Source organism: Pyxidicoccus sp. MSG2, assembly GCF_026626705.1.
Lineage (GTDB): Bacteria > Myxococcota > Myxococcia > Myxococcales > Myxococcaceae > Myxococcus.
The window spans coordinates 3206850-3220610 of record NZ_JAPNKC010000001.1 but is presented as its reverse complement, the minus strand read 5'-3'; the positions used below and the strand labels follow the sequence as shown (position 1 = coordinate 3220610).

Sequence of the window (13761 nt, the reverse complement as noted above, 5' to 3'; positions counted from 1 at the left end):
TTCCGCTCAAGGCGTCGCGCGTCCGCCAATCTCCGGGAAGCGCTCGTAGGCCCGCTTGAGCGTGTCGAGGTGGGCGGGGTTGTCGAGGTCGAGCGGCGCGTCCGTGAGCCGCACCACCCACCCGCCCGTCGCGGTTCGCCGCGACCGTGAGAGCAGGTCCGCATCGCGCGCCGGGTCCGGGAAATGGATGGCCCGTGCGGCGGCGGCCGACCAGTAGTTGAGCCATCCGAGGTAATGCGGAAGCTCGGGGGAGGGGATGTCCTCGGAGAGCTTGATGGAGGGCAGTCCCCGCTCCGTAACGTCCGGGTCGCTTGGTGAGTGACGCGTCTGCCGTGCGAACTCCTGTGCCAGGAGATTCGGCGAAGCATGCCCCCAGAAGGCGCGCGCACCCTCCCCAATGCCCTCCAGTACATCCATTGCCGCTGAGATGACGGCGGCCTCTAGCGGCAGTTCCGCATGAAATTCGAACAGGGGCCTTCCACCTGAAGAGATACCTGCGGGTTGTTCCCACCCAGACAGCGTCACCAGGTAATTTTCGTCGTCGTTGCAGAGCATCGGGAGCATCTCTCGTGCTCCTGCCTCGGCGATCCACGAGTCGTGCCGCGGCAACGGGATGATCTTCCCCTCGTCAGTAATGGTCCACTCCAAGCGCAAGCCCCGTAGCGCACATTCCAACCCACGGGCGACTGCAGGAATGCGCTCATCTTTGGCTGCCAGCGCGGGCGCGTAGACGATGAGGATGAGCGATCTCGGTATGGCTGTCATTTCAGCACCAGTCCATGACGACGATGTTCAAGTTGCGATCCGCTTCTTCCAGCGCGGTTTTGTGCGCTGCACTTCGCACGCCGACCAGGAAGTCGAAGCCACATGCGTTTGCAAGCTTGCGCTCGTGTCGCAGCTCCGGAACCTGGTTTCGAATCACAATTCTCTGAAGGGCGGGTGTGAACGTGTCGAAATTGTCGGTCTTGACCTCCCACAGTACGCGTGCGCGCACTTGCAGCGCGTCGAAGCGCTTCCCATTGACGAGCACATCCGAGCCTGGGAAGCCATTCCACGGAACCCTGTCGGCGCACTGATTGTGCAGGGCATCGCCGCCCAGGTGTCGAACGGGCTGGGGCGTGCAATCCGCGTTGCGCTCTCGCCCCGGTGGCATGGGGGGCACCGGGGGCAACCCTTCCTGCCCTGATGGCTCCGGTCTGGGCCGCCGCTCCGCCATTGGCTCTCGCGGGGCGGGCCCTGTTTCAGCCACGGGCCTCACGTCCTCGGGATGGCTACCGCTCAGTTCGTACGCATCCAGTGCTTCCGCGATAGCCACCGCCACCACCACCGCGCCGATGATGACCACCGCGCCCACGACCAGCTCTGGCTGCGTCAGGAGGCAGATGCCGACCAACATCTCCAGACTGGCGGCGTCCGTGGAAGCCACGGGGCAGCGTCGTTCGGTATCGCGAAAGCGAATCTTCCGGGTGTCGAGCGCGTGAAAGCACCGTTCCACCACCAGGGACCATGAATGGGAAGCCTGTTGGGCGACGCACCGCCCCTCGTCCTTCCAGGGTAGCGCCGCGGCTCTCTGGAGGTTGGCGAGCCTCGGGGACCTGACCGCCAGCGCTCTTGGGGCCGGCGTAGAGGCAGCGCAGGCTGACAGCAGGAGCAGGAGTGCCACGTAGGTGTACGAGCGCATGGCGCTGCTCCCTCATGAGGTGAAGTCCTGTGGGAGCCTATCGTCCCTCACGCGATTCGCGGCGCCCTCCAGGGACTCATTCCGTACCGTCATCCCTGGTAGAACGTGCTTCTCGTGACTGCCCGCCGCCTGTCGAGCCTGCCTTCGTTCCGCGCCTTCGGGCACCGTGACTTCGTCGCCGTGTGGAGTGGAGCGCTGGTCTCCAACATCGGCGCGTGGATGGAGGTCGTCGCGCTCGGCGTGTACGTCACGGCGGTGACGGGCAAGGCCGAGTGGACGGGCGGCATCGCCGCGCTGACGTACCTGCCCTCCGTGGTGCTCTCGCCGCTGGGGGGCGCCATCGCGGACCGGTTCGACCGCCGCATCTTCATCGCGCTGTGCGCTCTGGCGCAGGCGGTGCTGGCCGGCACGCTGGCGACGCTCGCCTTCACCGGCCACCTCTCCGTGCTGGCGGTGGCGGTCATCTCCTTCTTCAACGGGTGCGTGCACGTGCTGTCCATGCCGGCCTACACGGCGCTGATTGCCGGGCTGGTGCCGTCTGAAGACCTGCACAGTGCGATGAGCCTCACGTCGACCCAGTTCAACCTGGGGCGCATCCTCGGGCCCATGCTGGCGGCACCGCTGCTCGCAGTGGGCGGAGTGGGCTGGGTGCTCGCGTTCAACGCGGTGACCTTCTTCGCGGTGCTCTGGGCGGTGATGACGGTGCGCCCGCAAGCCCGTCCAGCCTCCACCATTCCTTCTCGGGGGCTGTGGGCGGACATCGCGGAAGGGGTTCGGGTGTCGCGGCGGGACTCGGCCCTGTGGCTTGCCATGGTGGCCATGTTCACCATGGCGGCGCTGATAACGCCGTTCATCTCCCTGGTCCCGGTGTTCGCGCTGAAGGTGTTCGGCCAGGACGCCACGGCGGCGTCGGTGCTCGTGTCCATGCAGGGCGTGGGCGCGCTCCTGGCGTCGGTGATGGTGGGCTCGCTGGCGGAGCGATGGGGCCGGCAGCGGCTGCTCGATACCACCCTGCTGGTGCTGGGCCCGGCGGCGGCGCTGTACTGGCTGTCCCCCACGCTGCCCCTGGCGATGGCCGCCATCCTGGTGCTGGGCGCGGTGTACATGGTGGCCATCGCCGGGCTGAGCACCCGTTGCCAGGAGCGTGCTCCCCGCGGGATGGCGGCGCGGGTGAGCGGCCTCGGCGCGGTGCTGCTCAACGTCGGCTACTCGCTGGGCGTGTGGATGCAGGGCGCGCTCGCGGACCGGCTGGGCGTGCGGCCCGTCACCGCGACCGCCGCGGTGCTGTTCCTGGTGGTGGTGGTCGGGCTGCGCGCGCAGCGCCCTCGCGAGGTGGGCGTCCCGGAGACGTGAGGCCTGCCGGGACGCGCGCCTTCAGCCCGGCGTCCCGTCTTTCGTGGGCAGCAGGGCGAGCACGCGCGACAGCACGGCGATGCCCTCCTCGTACTCCGCCAGGTCGATGTGCTCGTTCGGCGTGTGGTCCAGCGCGGAGTCCCCGGGGCCGTAGGCCACGATGGGCACCTGCCACGCCGACGCCACCGTGTTCCAGTCGGACGTGCCCGTCTTCAGCCGCAACGTCGGACGCACGCCGCGCTCGCGCAGGGCCTGCTTGAAGGCCCGGGTGAGGGCGTCATTCTGCCCCGCGCTGACCGCGCCCTTGCTCGACAGGGTATGCACATTCACGTCCGGCACTCCGGCCAGGCTCGCGAGCAGCGCGTCTCTCTCGCACGACGGTCCGGTGCGGATGCTCACGCTGGCCTTGGCCCACTCCTCCGCTTCCTCCGTGCCCGTGTGGAATGACGTCAGCGACGGCAGGTCCTGCTCGAAGAGGGTGCGCCCTTCGTTCCACCCATCGCAGCGGCGGCGCAGCGCGTTCCACGCCTCGATGACGTGCTCGGCTGGTGCACGGTAGTCACGGCTCGCCGTGTGACGCCGGCTCGCGCGGTGCTCCAATTCCAGACGCGTGAGCCCCTTGTAGCCCACCGTGACGGCATGCGCGCCGCTCGGCTCGCCGTTGACGACGAAGTCCGGCCGGTAGTGCTCGCGCAGGTGCAGCGCGCCGCGTGTAATCGCGACCTCCTCCTCCACGCAGCCCAGCAGCAGGAAGCGCTTGCCGGCGCGCTCCTGCGCATCCAGCAACTCGACGGCCTCGATGAAGGCGCCGAGCGCCCCCTTCGCGTCCACGGCGCCACGGCCGAAGAGGCGTGAGCCCTCCAGCCGCACGGGCACCTCGCCAGGCACCGTGTCGATGTGGCCGAGCAGCGCGATGCACGTGTCCCCGTCACCGAGGCTCGCAATCGTGTTGCCCACCTCGTCCACGTGGGCACTCCAGCCGCGCTGCTCCAGGCGGCCCGCCAGCGCGCGCGAGAAGGCCTGCTCGTGGTGGCTGGGGCTGTACTGTTCCACCATCCACCGGAGCAGGTCCGGGCTCTGCTCACGCGCCCGCATCGACCACCGCCTGGGGAAGGGTGAGCTTCGTGCCGGCCTCGCCCGTCAGCGCGGACAGCACCGGCCGGGGATTGCGCGACGCGCTCACGTGGACGACGGGCACGCCGCCCGTCAGCGCCCGCCGCGCCGCCTCCATCTTGTAGCGCATGCGCCCGCCCGCCAGCTCCATGGCCCGCCCGAGGTCATCACTCCAGCGCACCAGCGTCGCCGGGTTCTTCGGGTCCTCCAGCAGCCCCGGCACGTTGGAGAGCATCACCAGCGCCCGCGCTCCGAGCGCCGTGGCGACGGACGCGGCGGCCTGGTCCGCGTCCACATTCACCAGCGTCCCGTCCTCCGTCACCGCCGGAGGGCAGACGACGGGCACGTGCCCCTGCTCCAGCAGCAGGCCGAGCAGTCGCGTGTTCACCTCGGTGATTTCGCCGGCCAGGTGCTCCCGGTCGATGCGCGTGCGCTCACCGTCCTGAACCTTCAGGGGAGGCCGGCGCCGCGCGAGCAGCACGCGCCCGTCCGCGCCGCACAGCCCCAGGCCGGACACGCCCTTCGTCAGCAGTGCCACGACGGCGCGCTTGTTCACGTCACCCACCCACGCCATCGTCAGCACGCGCAGGGTGGCCGCGTTGGTGAGCCGCACCACGTTGCCGGACGCCGTCATCGCCTCGGGGCGCTCCATGGACAGGGCCTTGAGCAGCCCATCCCCCGCCTCCGAGCCGCCATTCACCACGACGACGCGCTCGCCGCGCCGGGCCAGCTCGGCCACGTCCGCGCAGACGTTGTCGAGGTCCACGCCCGCGGCCCCGCCAATCTTCACCACCAACGGGGGGCGCCCACCGTGCGGCTGCGAGGTGGCGCTCATCCGATCACACTCGCGCCGCCATCCACCAGCTGCACCGTGCCGGTGATGAACGAGGCGCGCTCGCTCGCGAGGAAGGCCGCCGCGGCGGCGAACTCGTCCGCCCGGCCCACCCGGCGCATGGGGATGTGCGCGGCCATGGCGCGCAGGCCGGCCTCCACGTCCGCCCCGGCGGAGCGCTCCACCGGAGGCGTGCGCGTGTAGCCCGGAGCCAGCACGTTGACGGTGACGCCGCAGTCGCCCAGCTCCTGCACCAGCGCGGACGCGAAGCCGACGAGCCCCATGCGCGACATGCCGGAGAGGGCGAAGCGGGCCACCGGACGCACCACCGTCTCGGAGGTGATGAGCAGCAGGCGTCCCCAGTGTGCGGCCTTCATGTACGGCAGCGCCGCCAGGGCCAGGTTGATGGCGGGCAGCGTCACCACGTTCATCGCGTCCTGGTACGCCTGGATGCTGAAGTTCGTCGCCGGTCCCGGCGGCGGCCCGGCGCTGTTCGTCACGGTGATGTGGATGCCGCCCAGCTTGCTGGCGACGTCCTCCACCCACGCCTTCGCGGCGCCATGGTCCTTCAGGTCCACGGGGGTGGCGAGCACCTTCCCGCCGCGCGACAGCGCCTTGAGGCTCGCTTCCGCGCGGGCGAGCTTCTCCGCGTCCCGCGCGCCGATGGCGACGTGGGCCCCTTCCTTCACCAACTCCTCCGCCACGGCCAGCCCCAGCCCGCTCGAACCGCCGGCGATGAGGGCGACTTTATTGGCCAGTCCCAGTTCCAAAGGTGTCACTCCTGGAGTCTGCGGCGTTCACTGACGGCTCGGGGTGCACGACGTGCAGCGATGGGGACGACGCGCGACCATAGCGGTAGCGCCCCATCAGCGGCCACGCCAGCGCGGAGGCCACGGCCTTCGCCCTCGTGGACAATTCCTTGCGCCACGTGTCATCCCCGGCCCGGAGCAGCGTGGGCCCGCTGAGGAAGCGGTCCGGGTTGCCGGTGACGGTGTGGTTCTTCCCCAGGTTGACGGTGCGCACGTGCACCGGGTTCTTCGAGTGCTCCACGCCGATGAGCGACAGCAGGCTGTCCACGGTGGCGGCCGGCTCGGCGATGAAGTCCTCGTAGCGCAGGAACAGCGAGCGCTCCGGGTAGCGCCGCGTGACGAGCTCGGAGCCGACGTTGAACCCGAGCCAGTACGCCGTGCTGCGCGCCGCGGACATGGGGACGACGTACTGCTTCGTCTTCGTCCACGAGTGCGCGACGGCGCGGGGGTCCCTCACCAGGTGCAGGTAGTACGGGCGGATGCCCTCCACGTGCGGCAGCAGCGCCGCCTCGGAGGGGAACTTGCCGCTGTCCACGATGACGCTCGCACCCGTGGCGTCGGAGATGGTGCGGTACGTCTTCGCCAGCAGCTCCGCGTGCTCGCGCAGGGCCGGCGTGGGTGTGTCCTGCCGCAGCACGCGCAGCGTGTGGCGCGTGCGCACCGTGTCCTGCTGCCGTCGCACCACGCGCTCGGCGTGCTCTCGCGGCGTCTCACCGGATGCCACGCCCTGCTGGAGCACCTTGGACCAGAGCGCGCAGTCCACCAACTGCGCGCCGCAGCCGCACAGCGTGTTGGAGCCGTTCCCGTGGGCGTTCTTCCACAGGAAGCTCAGCTCCCCGGTGTGGAAGCACCCCGGCACCTCATTGAGCACGTTGCCGATGATGGTGCTGCCGCTGCGACACCAGCCGGTGACGTAGAGGACGGTGAGCGGACTCATGGGCGCAGCGCGGCGAGGAAGAAGTGCGTGGGCAGGTGGACGGCGAGCGCCTCGTAGATTTCGCCGCAGACCGCCAGGCCCTCGCGCGGGAAGATGCCCGGGGGCGGCTCCGCGAAGCGGATTTCGGAGCGGCCGGAGTCGTAGATGGTGGCGCCCGCGGTGAAGTCACCGACCACGACGGTGCCCTGCGAAACCATGCGCGTGCGGCAGATGCGGATGCCCATGGCGGACAGCTCCGCCAGCAGGCCGTTCTGCCCGAGGAGGTACTGGTAGTAGTCCACCGAGTTGATGAGGATGCCGTCCGCCGAGCCGCCCATCTGCTCTACCTCGGCGCACGCGGCGAGCAGCGAGGACACGGGGTCCTTGCGCGCCGGCAGGCGGGTGACGCCCGGCGTCTCCAGGATGCCGCGCACGCGGTCTCCACCCTTGCCGATGGTGAGCGCCTGGTTCTCCGCCGTGCACAGGCGCACCAGCAGGCGGAAGTCGATGAACTGCGCCAGCGCCTCCGGGTCGTCCAGCAGGTTGGGCGGCACCTGAATCCAGCCCGTGGTGGGCCGCAGCGGCTGCTGGTCGAAGTGGAACTCGAACCCGGCCTCCGGGCGCAGCGTCACGTCCTGCACGTGGGCGCCGGGAGCGACGGTGGGGTGCGTCTCGTACCAGTAGCGGGCCTGCGGCTTGTCGGACGGCTTCACCTTGAAGAGGGCACGCACGGCCACGCGGGGGCGGCGCTTGAAGCCCGGGAAGTCCTCGGTGATGGTGGTGGAGAACTGGGCACGCGCCTTCGTGCCGTCCTTCTTCACGGCGGCGGCGAAGACGGCGCCGGGCGACAGGGGGGTAGGCTCCGGGGACAGCGTGCTCATGGTGTGCCTTTCGCGCTCTCGCGTCAGAGGGGGTGGAGGCCGCGGAAGCCGAGGCCTTCCGTCTCGGGTCTGCCAAGCATCAGGTTGAGGACGTGCACGGCGGTGCCGGCCGCGCCCTTCACCAGGTTGTCCAGCGCGGCATTCACGACGATGCGGCCGCGCTCGGTGTCCACGTCCACGGCCAGGTCGCAGTGGTTGGTGCCCAGCAGCGGGCCCGGCTCGGGGAAGGGGGATGCGCTCGCGTTGGGCCGCAGCACGTGGACGAAGGGCTTGTCCCGGTAGGTGGAGGCCAGGGCGCGCAGCGGCTCGGACTCGTCCAGGGGGCGCGCGGCGAAGGCGTGCACCGTGGCCAGCACGCCGCGCACGCTGGGGATGGCCGTGGCGCTGAAGTGGATGGTGGGGCGCTGGCCGGTGAGGCGCGCGGTGATGCCCTCCAGCTCGCCCGTGTGACGGTGGCCCACCGGCTTGTAGCAGCGCAGCGCGGAGGCGCGCTCCGGATGGTGGGACGCGCGGTCCGGCGTGGCACCGCCGCCCGAGGAGCCCGTCTTCGCGTCGACGATGATGTCTGGCTTTACCAGCCCCGCGCGCACCAGCGGCAGCAGGGCCAGCAGCGCCGCGTGCGCCATGCAGCCGGGCACCGCGACGAGGCGCGCGTTCGGGAGCGTGTCGGCCGTCCACTCCGGCAGGCCGTAGACGAACTCCGGCGCGTTGGCGGGGCGCGGGTGCTTGCGGTACCAGCGCGCGTGCTCGGCGTCCTCCAGCCGGAAGTCCGCGCTGAGGTCCACGACGCGGCCCGCCAGCTCGCTCACGCGCGGCCAGCGCTGCAAGAGTCCGCCCTGCGGCATGCAGCTCAGCAGGACGTCGCACGGCCCCAGTTGCTCGTGCGGCACGAAGCGCAGCGCGCCCAGGCCGCGCAGGTGCGGGTGGGGATAGTCCAGCCGCTTGCCCGCGAACTGGTCGGACGTGGCCTGCACCACCTCCACGCCAGGGTGGGTCAGCAGGAGCCGCAGCACCTCGCCGCCCGTGTAGCCGCTGGCCCCCAGCACCGCGACGCGCGTCATCGCAGCACCCCGAGGACGTAGTCCGCCATCAGCTCCGGGAGGGGAATGCCCGTGACTTCGATGCTGCGCGCGAACTCCACGCAGTGGTTGATTTCATTCACCAGCACCTTGCCGTCCCGCGTCTCCAGCAGGTCCACGGCGAGGATGTCGCCACCCACCGCCTGGGCCGCGCGCTCGGCGAGCTTCGCGTGGGAGGGCGGAACGTCGTACCGCTCGGGCATGGCGCCGCGCGCGGTGTTGGTAATCCAGTGCTCCGAGCGGCGGCGGATGCCGCCCACGGCCTTGCCCATGACGTAGACGCGCAAGTCATAGCCCGGCTTGTCGATGTACTGCTGCACGAGCGCGACGTGGTCCGCCGCGCCGCCCATCTCGAAGCGCATGGACATGAGCCCCTCGGCCGCGCTCTTGCTGTCCATGCGTGCCACCATGCGGCCCCACGAGCCCGTCACCGGCTTCGTCACCGAGGGGTAGCCCCGGCGGTCCACCTCGGCCACGCTGGCCTGCTCCTCGAAGCCGAGGAAGGACCAGGGCATGGGCACGTCCTTCGCGGCCAGCGCCAGCGTGGTGAGCGCCTTGTCTCCACACGTGGCGATGGCGTGCGCGCTGTTCAGCACGCGCGAGCCCTTCACCTCCAGGATGGAGGCGAGGTAGCGCGCGCGTGTGAAGGACATGCTGCGCATGAGCACGGGCGCGCCGTCACCCCAGCGCTCCCGGTCCAGCGACAGCACCAGCCCCGCGTCCGCGTGCGAGTCCACGGCGCAGCCGCGCGCTCGCAGCGCGTCGGCGATCATCCGTTCCTCGGTGCGCAGGCGCGTGTAGACGAGGTTGACCTTCATGACCGGGCTCACTCGCCCCAGTCTTCTTCCACTTCCGGCGCTTCGGCGAAGCGCAGCGGGGCCAGGCCCACCACCTCCAGCTCGGCCGAGCAGCCTCCGCACGTGACGACTTCACCCACCTGGAACCGGTCCCCGGTGATGGGGGCGGCGCACGTAGGGCACTCGTTGACTCCGACGCTCTCGAGCTTCTGCGGCTGCATTCTCATCCCCTCCTGAGGGCAGGTTTCAGAGCCGCCCGGCGCGGGCGCGGCAGTGCGTGCAGAATCTGTTCGGCCAGGCTGGCCCCATCAATCCCGTGACGCTTGAGCAATTCCTCGTGCGAGCCGGCCGTGGGGTCGTAGCGGTCCTGGATGCCGACGCGGACCACTCGCGCGCCCAGCCCCAGCGCGCAGACACTCTCGCATACCGCTCCGCCAAGGCCTCCCACGACGGAGTGCTCCTCCACCGTGAAGAGCCACTGCGTGCGCTCCACCGTCTCCCGGAGCGCCGCCTCATCGAGCGGCTTGAGGGTGTGCATGTTGAGCACGCGCGCCGATACACCCTGCGCCTCCAGCAGCCCGGCCGCCTCCAGCGCCACGGAGACGCCGACGTCGCCGTGGGCGACGAGGCCCACGTCGTCGCCCTCGCGCAGGCACGCGGCCCGGCCGATCTGGAAGTCGGGGCGGGGCACGTCCAGCCGGCTCACGCGGTTGCGGCCGAGCCGCAGGTACACCGGGCCCTCGAAGTCCACGAGCGCGCGGATGGCCTGCACCGTCTCCAGGGCGTCCGCGGGGGACACCACCGTCATTCCCGGCATGGACCGGAGAATGGCCAGGTCTTCGATGGCGTGGTGCGTGGGGCCGAAGAACGCGCCGGACAGCCCGCCGTAGTCGCAGACGAGCTTCACGTTGGCTCGCCCGTAGGCCATGCCGAGCCGCACCTGCTCGCACGCGCGCATCGCCCCGAAGGCCGCGAAGGTGTGGGCGAAGACGACCTGTCCGGCGGCGGCCATGCCACACGCCGCGTCGATCATCGTCGCCTCGCAGATGCCCAGGTTGAGGAAGCGGTCGGGGTGGCGCGCTTCGAATGCATCGCCTCCGCCCGCCAGGTCCGCCTCCAGCAGGACGATGCGCGCGTCGTCGTCCGCGAAGCGCGCCAGCGCGTGCCGGAACACCTGCCGGTTGGACAGGGTGGGGTTCTCCTTCAGCCACGCCTCCGGTGCCACGGCCAGGTCCGCGCCGCCCTGCGCGGGGGCCGTCACGAGGCCACCTCGCCGAGGGATGCGAGCGCGCGCTTCAGGTGGTCCGCGCTGAAGACGGCATAGTGCGGGCCCTTGCCGCGCAGCATGGGCACGCCCGCGCCCTTCTGCGTGTTGGCGACGAGGGCGCGGGGCCCGTCGCCAGGGGTCTCCAGCGCGGTACAGAGCGCATTCAGGTCGTGCCCGTCCACCTCGGACGTCTGCAGGCCGAAGGCGCGCAGCCGCTCGCCGAGCGCCTTCTGCGACAGGATGGATTCCGTGGGCCCGTCGTTCTGCCCGCCGTTGCGGTCCACGATGACGGTGAGGTTCCGCAGCCGGTGGTGGGCCGCGATCTGCAGCGCCTCCCAGTTCGAGCCCTCGCCCATCTCCCCGTCACCGCAGACGACGTAGATGCGGTTGGGCCGCTGCCGCATCCGGTGGCCCAGCGCCAGCCCGACGCCCAGGCCGATTCCGTGCCCGAGGCTGCCCGTGGGGAAGTCCACCCCCGGCACCTTCGCGCTCACGTGGCCGGTGAAGTGGCTGCCCTCCGCGTTGTAGCTGCGCACCAGCTCTTCGACGTCGATGAAGCCGAACTCCGCCAGCGCGGCGTAGAGCCCGGCGGCCGCATGGCCCTTGGACAGGATGAGGTGGTCTCTCACCTCGGCGCGCGGGGCGCTCGGGTCCACCTTCATGACGCGGCCGAGCAACGCCACGAGGATGTCCACCACGGACAGCGAGCCGCCGAGGTGGCAGCCGGTGGACGTCGCCGCGAGCCGGACGATGGTCCGGCGGATGCGACGCGCGCGCTCCTCGAGGGGTGCCTGGGCCATGGGTGTCATTCCGTCCGCAGGGGTCGGACGTCATCGTCTCTGTCGAAGATTCCTGGCTTTGCCGCGCAAGCTAGGAAACCTGAAGCGCGCAAGTCAATGTGTGTGATTGAGATACAGAGCACTGGAGTGTGAGGAATCGCAGCCTTGCACGAAAAACGTGTGAAAGCTATGGTCGCGCGCGGCCGCGTTGGCCCACCAAATCCCAGGGAGTGTGCGCGAGATGGCGGGAGGTATCGGCAGGGGCCCGGCGCAGGAGATGGGAACGCTGTATCGGAGTCGTGGTTGGTGGCGTGACGAGACGGTGCTCGACGATTTGCGCCGTGCCATCCAGGCCCATCCGGACAAGCTGGCCATAGTGGCTGCCCGCTACTTCGCGAAGGATGTCACGAAGCTGACATACGCGGAGCTGGGCCGATACACGGAGCGTTTCGCGGGCGCACTGCTGGAGTTGGGCGTGGGGCGCGGGCAGTTGGTGGCGGTGCAGCTTCCGAATTGGTGGCAATTTACAGCGCTGGCGCTGGCGTGTGCGCGCATCGGCGCCGTCATCGCGCCCATTCCCCCGGACTACCGGCGCCGAGAGGTGGAGTTCATCCTCGGCAGGACGGAGGCGTCCGTCTACGTCGGGCCGGCGAGCTGGACGGGCCACTCGCACCGGGACATGGCCCGGGAATTGGCGCGCGCGCTGCCGACACTGAAACATCGCATCCTCATCGGACTGGATACCCAGACACCGCGTGAAGACGGCGAGCTGGATTTCGATACGCACTTCATCCAGCGGCACTGGGAGGACGAGCGCCCGAAGAGTGTGCTGGACGCGCTGTCGGCGCGCGCGGACGACCTCTGCAACGTGCTCTACACGTCTGGGACGACGGGCGAGCCCAAGGGCGTCATCCACTCCCACAACACGAACTACGGCATCACCCGCGCACTCAGTGACACGCTGGGTCTGGGGAACGATGACGTGGTGTCCCTGCCGTCGTTGCTCACCGCGTCGAGCGGCTTCACGTATCTCTACCTGATGCCCGTCCTCCTGGGGGCCACCGCCGTCTACATGGACGTGGGGGACCCGGAGCTCACGCTGCGGCTCATCGAGGAGCAGCGCGTCACGTTCATGTATGGGATTCCCACGTACATCATGAATGTGATTGCCGCGAAGCGTAAACACGGGCGCGACACATCGTCGCTCCGGCGGCTCGCCACGGGCTCCATCCCCGTCCCGCCGCACCTCATCGCCGCGGTGCGTGAGGACTTCGGTGTTCAATTGCACACGCTCTGGGGCATGACGGAGAACGGCGCGGTGACGATTACGCGCCGTGAGGACCCGCCCGAGTGGCCGTCGAGCAGCGACGGGCGACCCGTGGAGTGGATGGAGGTGAAGGTCGTCCCCGCACTGGCCGAGGATGGCACGCCCTACCCGGAGGGGACGGGCCGGCTGCTGGTGCGCGGCGCCAGCCAGTGCCTGGGCTACTTCAAGCGCGAGGACATCTACTCCGCGTGCGTGGATGCGGACGGCTGGTTCGACACCGGAGACCTCGCGCGGGATGACGGGCGGGGCGGCATCCGCATCGTCGGGCGGCTCAAGGACGTCATCTTCCGCTACGGCCAGAAGATTCCCGTCGTCGAGGTGGAGTCAGCGCTCTACTCCCACCCGAAGGTGAAGGAAGTGGCCGTCGTCGGCCACTCCGACGACCGCATTGGCGGCGAGCGGGTGTGCGCGGTGGTGGTGCCTCGCGAGGACGCGCCGACGCTGGCCGAGCTGCGAAACCACCTGAAGGGGCTCGGCATGTCCAACCAGTACTGGCCGGACCGCCTGGAGGTCGTCGCGGAGATGCCGAAGACGCCCTCGGGGAAGATCCGCAAGTACCTGTTGAGGGAGCGCCTGAAGGAGCTGTCCGCAGCGAAGCCTAGCTGAGCCCGGCCCCCGCCGTGCCAGGAGGAGTGACAACGTGAGCAACGACCCACCCAGCACCCCGCTGATGCAGCGGCTGTCCGGCTACTGGCGAGAGCTGCTCGGGGTGGAGGTCGTCCGCCCGGAGGACCACTTCCTGGAGGTGGGGGGCAACTCGCTGATGGCGACGATGCTCGCCAACCGCATCGAGAAGGACCTGGACGTCCAGCTTTCGATGGTGGACCTGTTCAACACGCTGGAGCACGTGGCCGCGCTTTGCGAGGAGCAGCTTCGCGAGCAGGGCCGTTCCGTGCCGGCGGTTTGAGTCTCCACGACAACGAGGTC

At 69.9% G+C, this 13761-nt stretch carries 15 protein-coding genes; 3 read left to right on the top strand and 12 right to left on the bottom strand.

Going from position 1 to position 13761, the window contains the following annotated elements; all coding sequences use genetic code 11:
• Window positions 1-6: 6 nt before the first annotated feature.
• Together OV427_RS12025 and OV427_RS12020 are read right to left on the bottom strand one after the other, a co-directional pair.
• Window positions 7-765, bottom strand: coding sequence for a DUF5953 family protein (locus tag OV427_RS12025; protein WP_267856221.1), 759 nt, complete (start codon window positions 763-765; stop codon window positions 7-9).
• Window position 766: 1 nt separating this feature from the next.
• Window positions 767-1426, bottom strand: coding sequence for a DUF6310 domain-containing protein (locus tag OV427_RS12020; protein WP_324289954.1), 660 nt, complete (start codon window positions 1424-1426; stop codon window positions 767-769).
• A gap of 369 nt (window positions 1427-1795) precedes the next feature.
• Here OV427_RS12020 and OV427_RS12015 point away from each other — a divergent pair, with 369 nt between their 5' ends.
• Complete coding sequence (locus OV427_RS12015; protein WP_267856219.1) at window positions 1796-3034, top strand: MFS transporter; 1239 nt, start codon at window positions 1796-1798, stop codon at window positions 3032-3034.
• A 21-nt stretch (window positions 3035-3055) separates the two neighbouring features.
• Here OV427_RS12015 and OV427_RS12010 read toward each other — a convergent pair whose 3' ends face one another.
• The 10 genes from OV427_RS12010 to OV427_RS11965 are packed head-to-tail and all read right to left on the bottom strand — an operon-like array spanning window position 3056 to window position 11528.
• Complete coding sequence (locus OV427_RS12010; protein ID WP_267856218.1) at window positions 3056-4129, bottom strand: M20/M25/M40 family metallo-hydrolase; 1074 nt, start codon at window positions 4127-4129, stop codon at window positions 3056-3058.
• Window positions 4116-4982, bottom strand: coding sequence for a [LysW]-aminoadipate kinase (locus OV427_RS12005; protein WP_267856217.1), 867 nt, complete (start codon window positions 4980-4982; stop codon window positions 4116-4118). Before OV427_RS12005 ends, OV427_RS12010 begins: the two co-directional genes overlap by 14 nt.
• Window positions 4979-5758 carry an SDR family oxidoreductase gene (locus OV427_RS12000; protein ID WP_267856216.1) on the bottom strand — a complete coding sequence of 260 codons (780 nt, stop codon included), beginning with the start codon at window positions 5756-5758 and terminating at the stop codon, window positions 4979-4981. The genes OV427_RS12005 and OV427_RS12000 overlap by 4 nt, the downstream gene beginning before the upstream one ends.
• A complete protein-coding gene (locus tag OV427_RS11995) occupies window positions 5727-6725 on the bottom strand; it encodes a sulfotransferase (RefSeq protein WP_267856215.1) in 999 nt (332 codons plus the stop codon). Before OV427_RS11995 ends, OV427_RS12000 begins: the two co-directional genes overlap by 32 nt.
• Window positions 6722-7585, bottom strand: coding sequence for a family 3 encapsulin nanocompartment shell protein (locus tag OV427_RS11990; protein WP_267856214.1), 864 nt, complete (start codon window positions 7583-7585; stop codon window positions 6722-6724). The genes OV427_RS11995 and OV427_RS11990 overlap by 4 nt, the downstream gene beginning before the upstream one ends.
• A 23-nt stretch (window positions 7586-7608) precedes the next feature.
• Window positions 7609-8646: an N-acetyl-gamma-glutamyl-phosphate reductase gene (gene argC, locus OV427_RS11985; RefSeq protein WP_267856213.1), complete on the bottom strand. Its 1038-nt coding sequence runs from the start codon at window positions 8644-8646 to the stop codon at window positions 7609-7611.
• Window positions 8643-9494, bottom strand: coding sequence for a RimK family alpha-L-glutamate ligase (locus tag OV427_RS11980; RefSeq protein ID WP_267856212.1), 852 nt, complete (start codon window positions 9492-9494; stop codon window positions 8643-8645). The genes argC and OV427_RS11980 overlap by 4 nt, the downstream gene beginning before the upstream one ends.
• Window positions 9491-9682 (bottom strand): lysine biosynthesis protein LysW, encoded by a 192-nt coding sequence (gene lysW, locus OV427_RS11975; protein ID WP_267856211.1) that lies wholly within the window; start codon window positions 9680-9682, stop codon window positions 9491-9493. Before lysW ends, OV427_RS11980 begins: the two co-directional genes overlap by 4 nt.
• A 2-nt stretch (window positions 9683-9684) precedes the next feature.
• Complete coding sequence (locus OV427_RS11970) at window positions 9685-10722, bottom strand: transketolase family protein (RefSeq protein ID WP_267856210.1); 1038 nt, start codon at window positions 10720-10722, stop codon at window positions 9685-9687.
• Entirely contained in the window at window positions 10719-11528 is an 810-nt protein-coding gene (locus tag OV427_RS11965; RefSeq protein ID WP_267856209.1) for a transketolase, read from the bottom strand. The genes OV427_RS11970 and OV427_RS11965 overlap by 4 nt, the downstream gene beginning before the upstream one ends.
• A 220-nt stretch (window positions 11529-11748) precedes the next feature.
• Here OV427_RS11965 and OV427_RS11960 point away from each other — a divergent pair, with 220 nt between their 5' ends.
• Together OV427_RS11960 and OV427_RS11955 are read left to right on the top strand one after the other, a co-directional pair.
• A complete protein-coding gene (locus tag OV427_RS11960) occupies window positions 11749-13440 on the top strand; it encodes an AMP-binding protein (RefSeq protein WP_267856208.1) in 1692 nt (563 codons plus the stop codon).
• A 34-nt stretch (window positions 13441-13474) separates the two neighbouring features.
• The gene (locus OV427_RS11955) at window positions 13475-13741 is read left to right on the top strand and encodes a phosphopantetheine-binding protein (protein ID WP_267856207.1); all 267 of its coding nucleotides are present in this window, start codon (window positions 13475-13477) and stop codon (window positions 13739-13741) included.
• Window positions 13742-13761: the final 20 nt, after the last annotated feature.

What these genes read in the sequence shown, in the direction of transcription:
- OV427_RS12025 (WP_267856221.1), bottom strand. Translation starts at nt 765, where the DNA reads ATGACAGCCATACCGAGATCGCTCATCCTCATCGTCTACGCGCCCGCG.
- OV427_RS12010 (WP_267856218.1), bottom strand. Translation starts at nt 4,129, where the DNA reads ATGCGGGCGCGTGAGCAGAGCCCGGACCTGCTCCGGTGGATGGTGGAA.
- OV427_RS12005 (WP_267856217.1), bottom strand. Translation starts at nt 4,982, where the DNA reads ATGAGCGCCACCTCGCAGCCGCACGGTGGGCGCCCCCCGTTGGTGGTG.
- OV427_RS11995 (WP_267856215.1), bottom strand. Translation starts at nt 6,725, where the DNA reads ATGAGTCCGCTCACCGTCCTCTACGTCACCGGCTGGTGTCGCAGCGGC.
- OV427_RS11990 (WP_267856214.1), bottom strand. Translation starts at nt 7,585, where the DNA reads ATGAGCACGCTGTCCCCGGAGCCTACCCCCCTGTCGCCCGGCGCCGTC.
- argC (WP_267856213.1), bottom strand. Translation starts at nt 8,646, where the DNA reads ATGACGCGCGTCGCGGTGCTGGGGGCCAGCGGCTACACGGGCGGCGAG.
- lysW (WP_267856211.1), bottom strand. Translation starts at nt 9,682, where the DNA reads ATGCAGCCGCAGAAGCTCGAGAGCGTCGGAGTCAACGAGTGCCCTACG.
- OV427_RS11965 (WP_267856209.1), bottom strand. Translation starts at nt 11,528, where the DNA reads ATGGCCCAGGCACCCCTCGAGGAGCGCGCGCGTCGCATCCGCCGGACC.
- OV427_RS11960 (WP_267856208.1), top strand. Translation starts at nt 11,749, where the DNA reads ATGGCGGGAGGTATCGGCAGGGGCCCGGCGCAGGAGATGGGAACGCTG.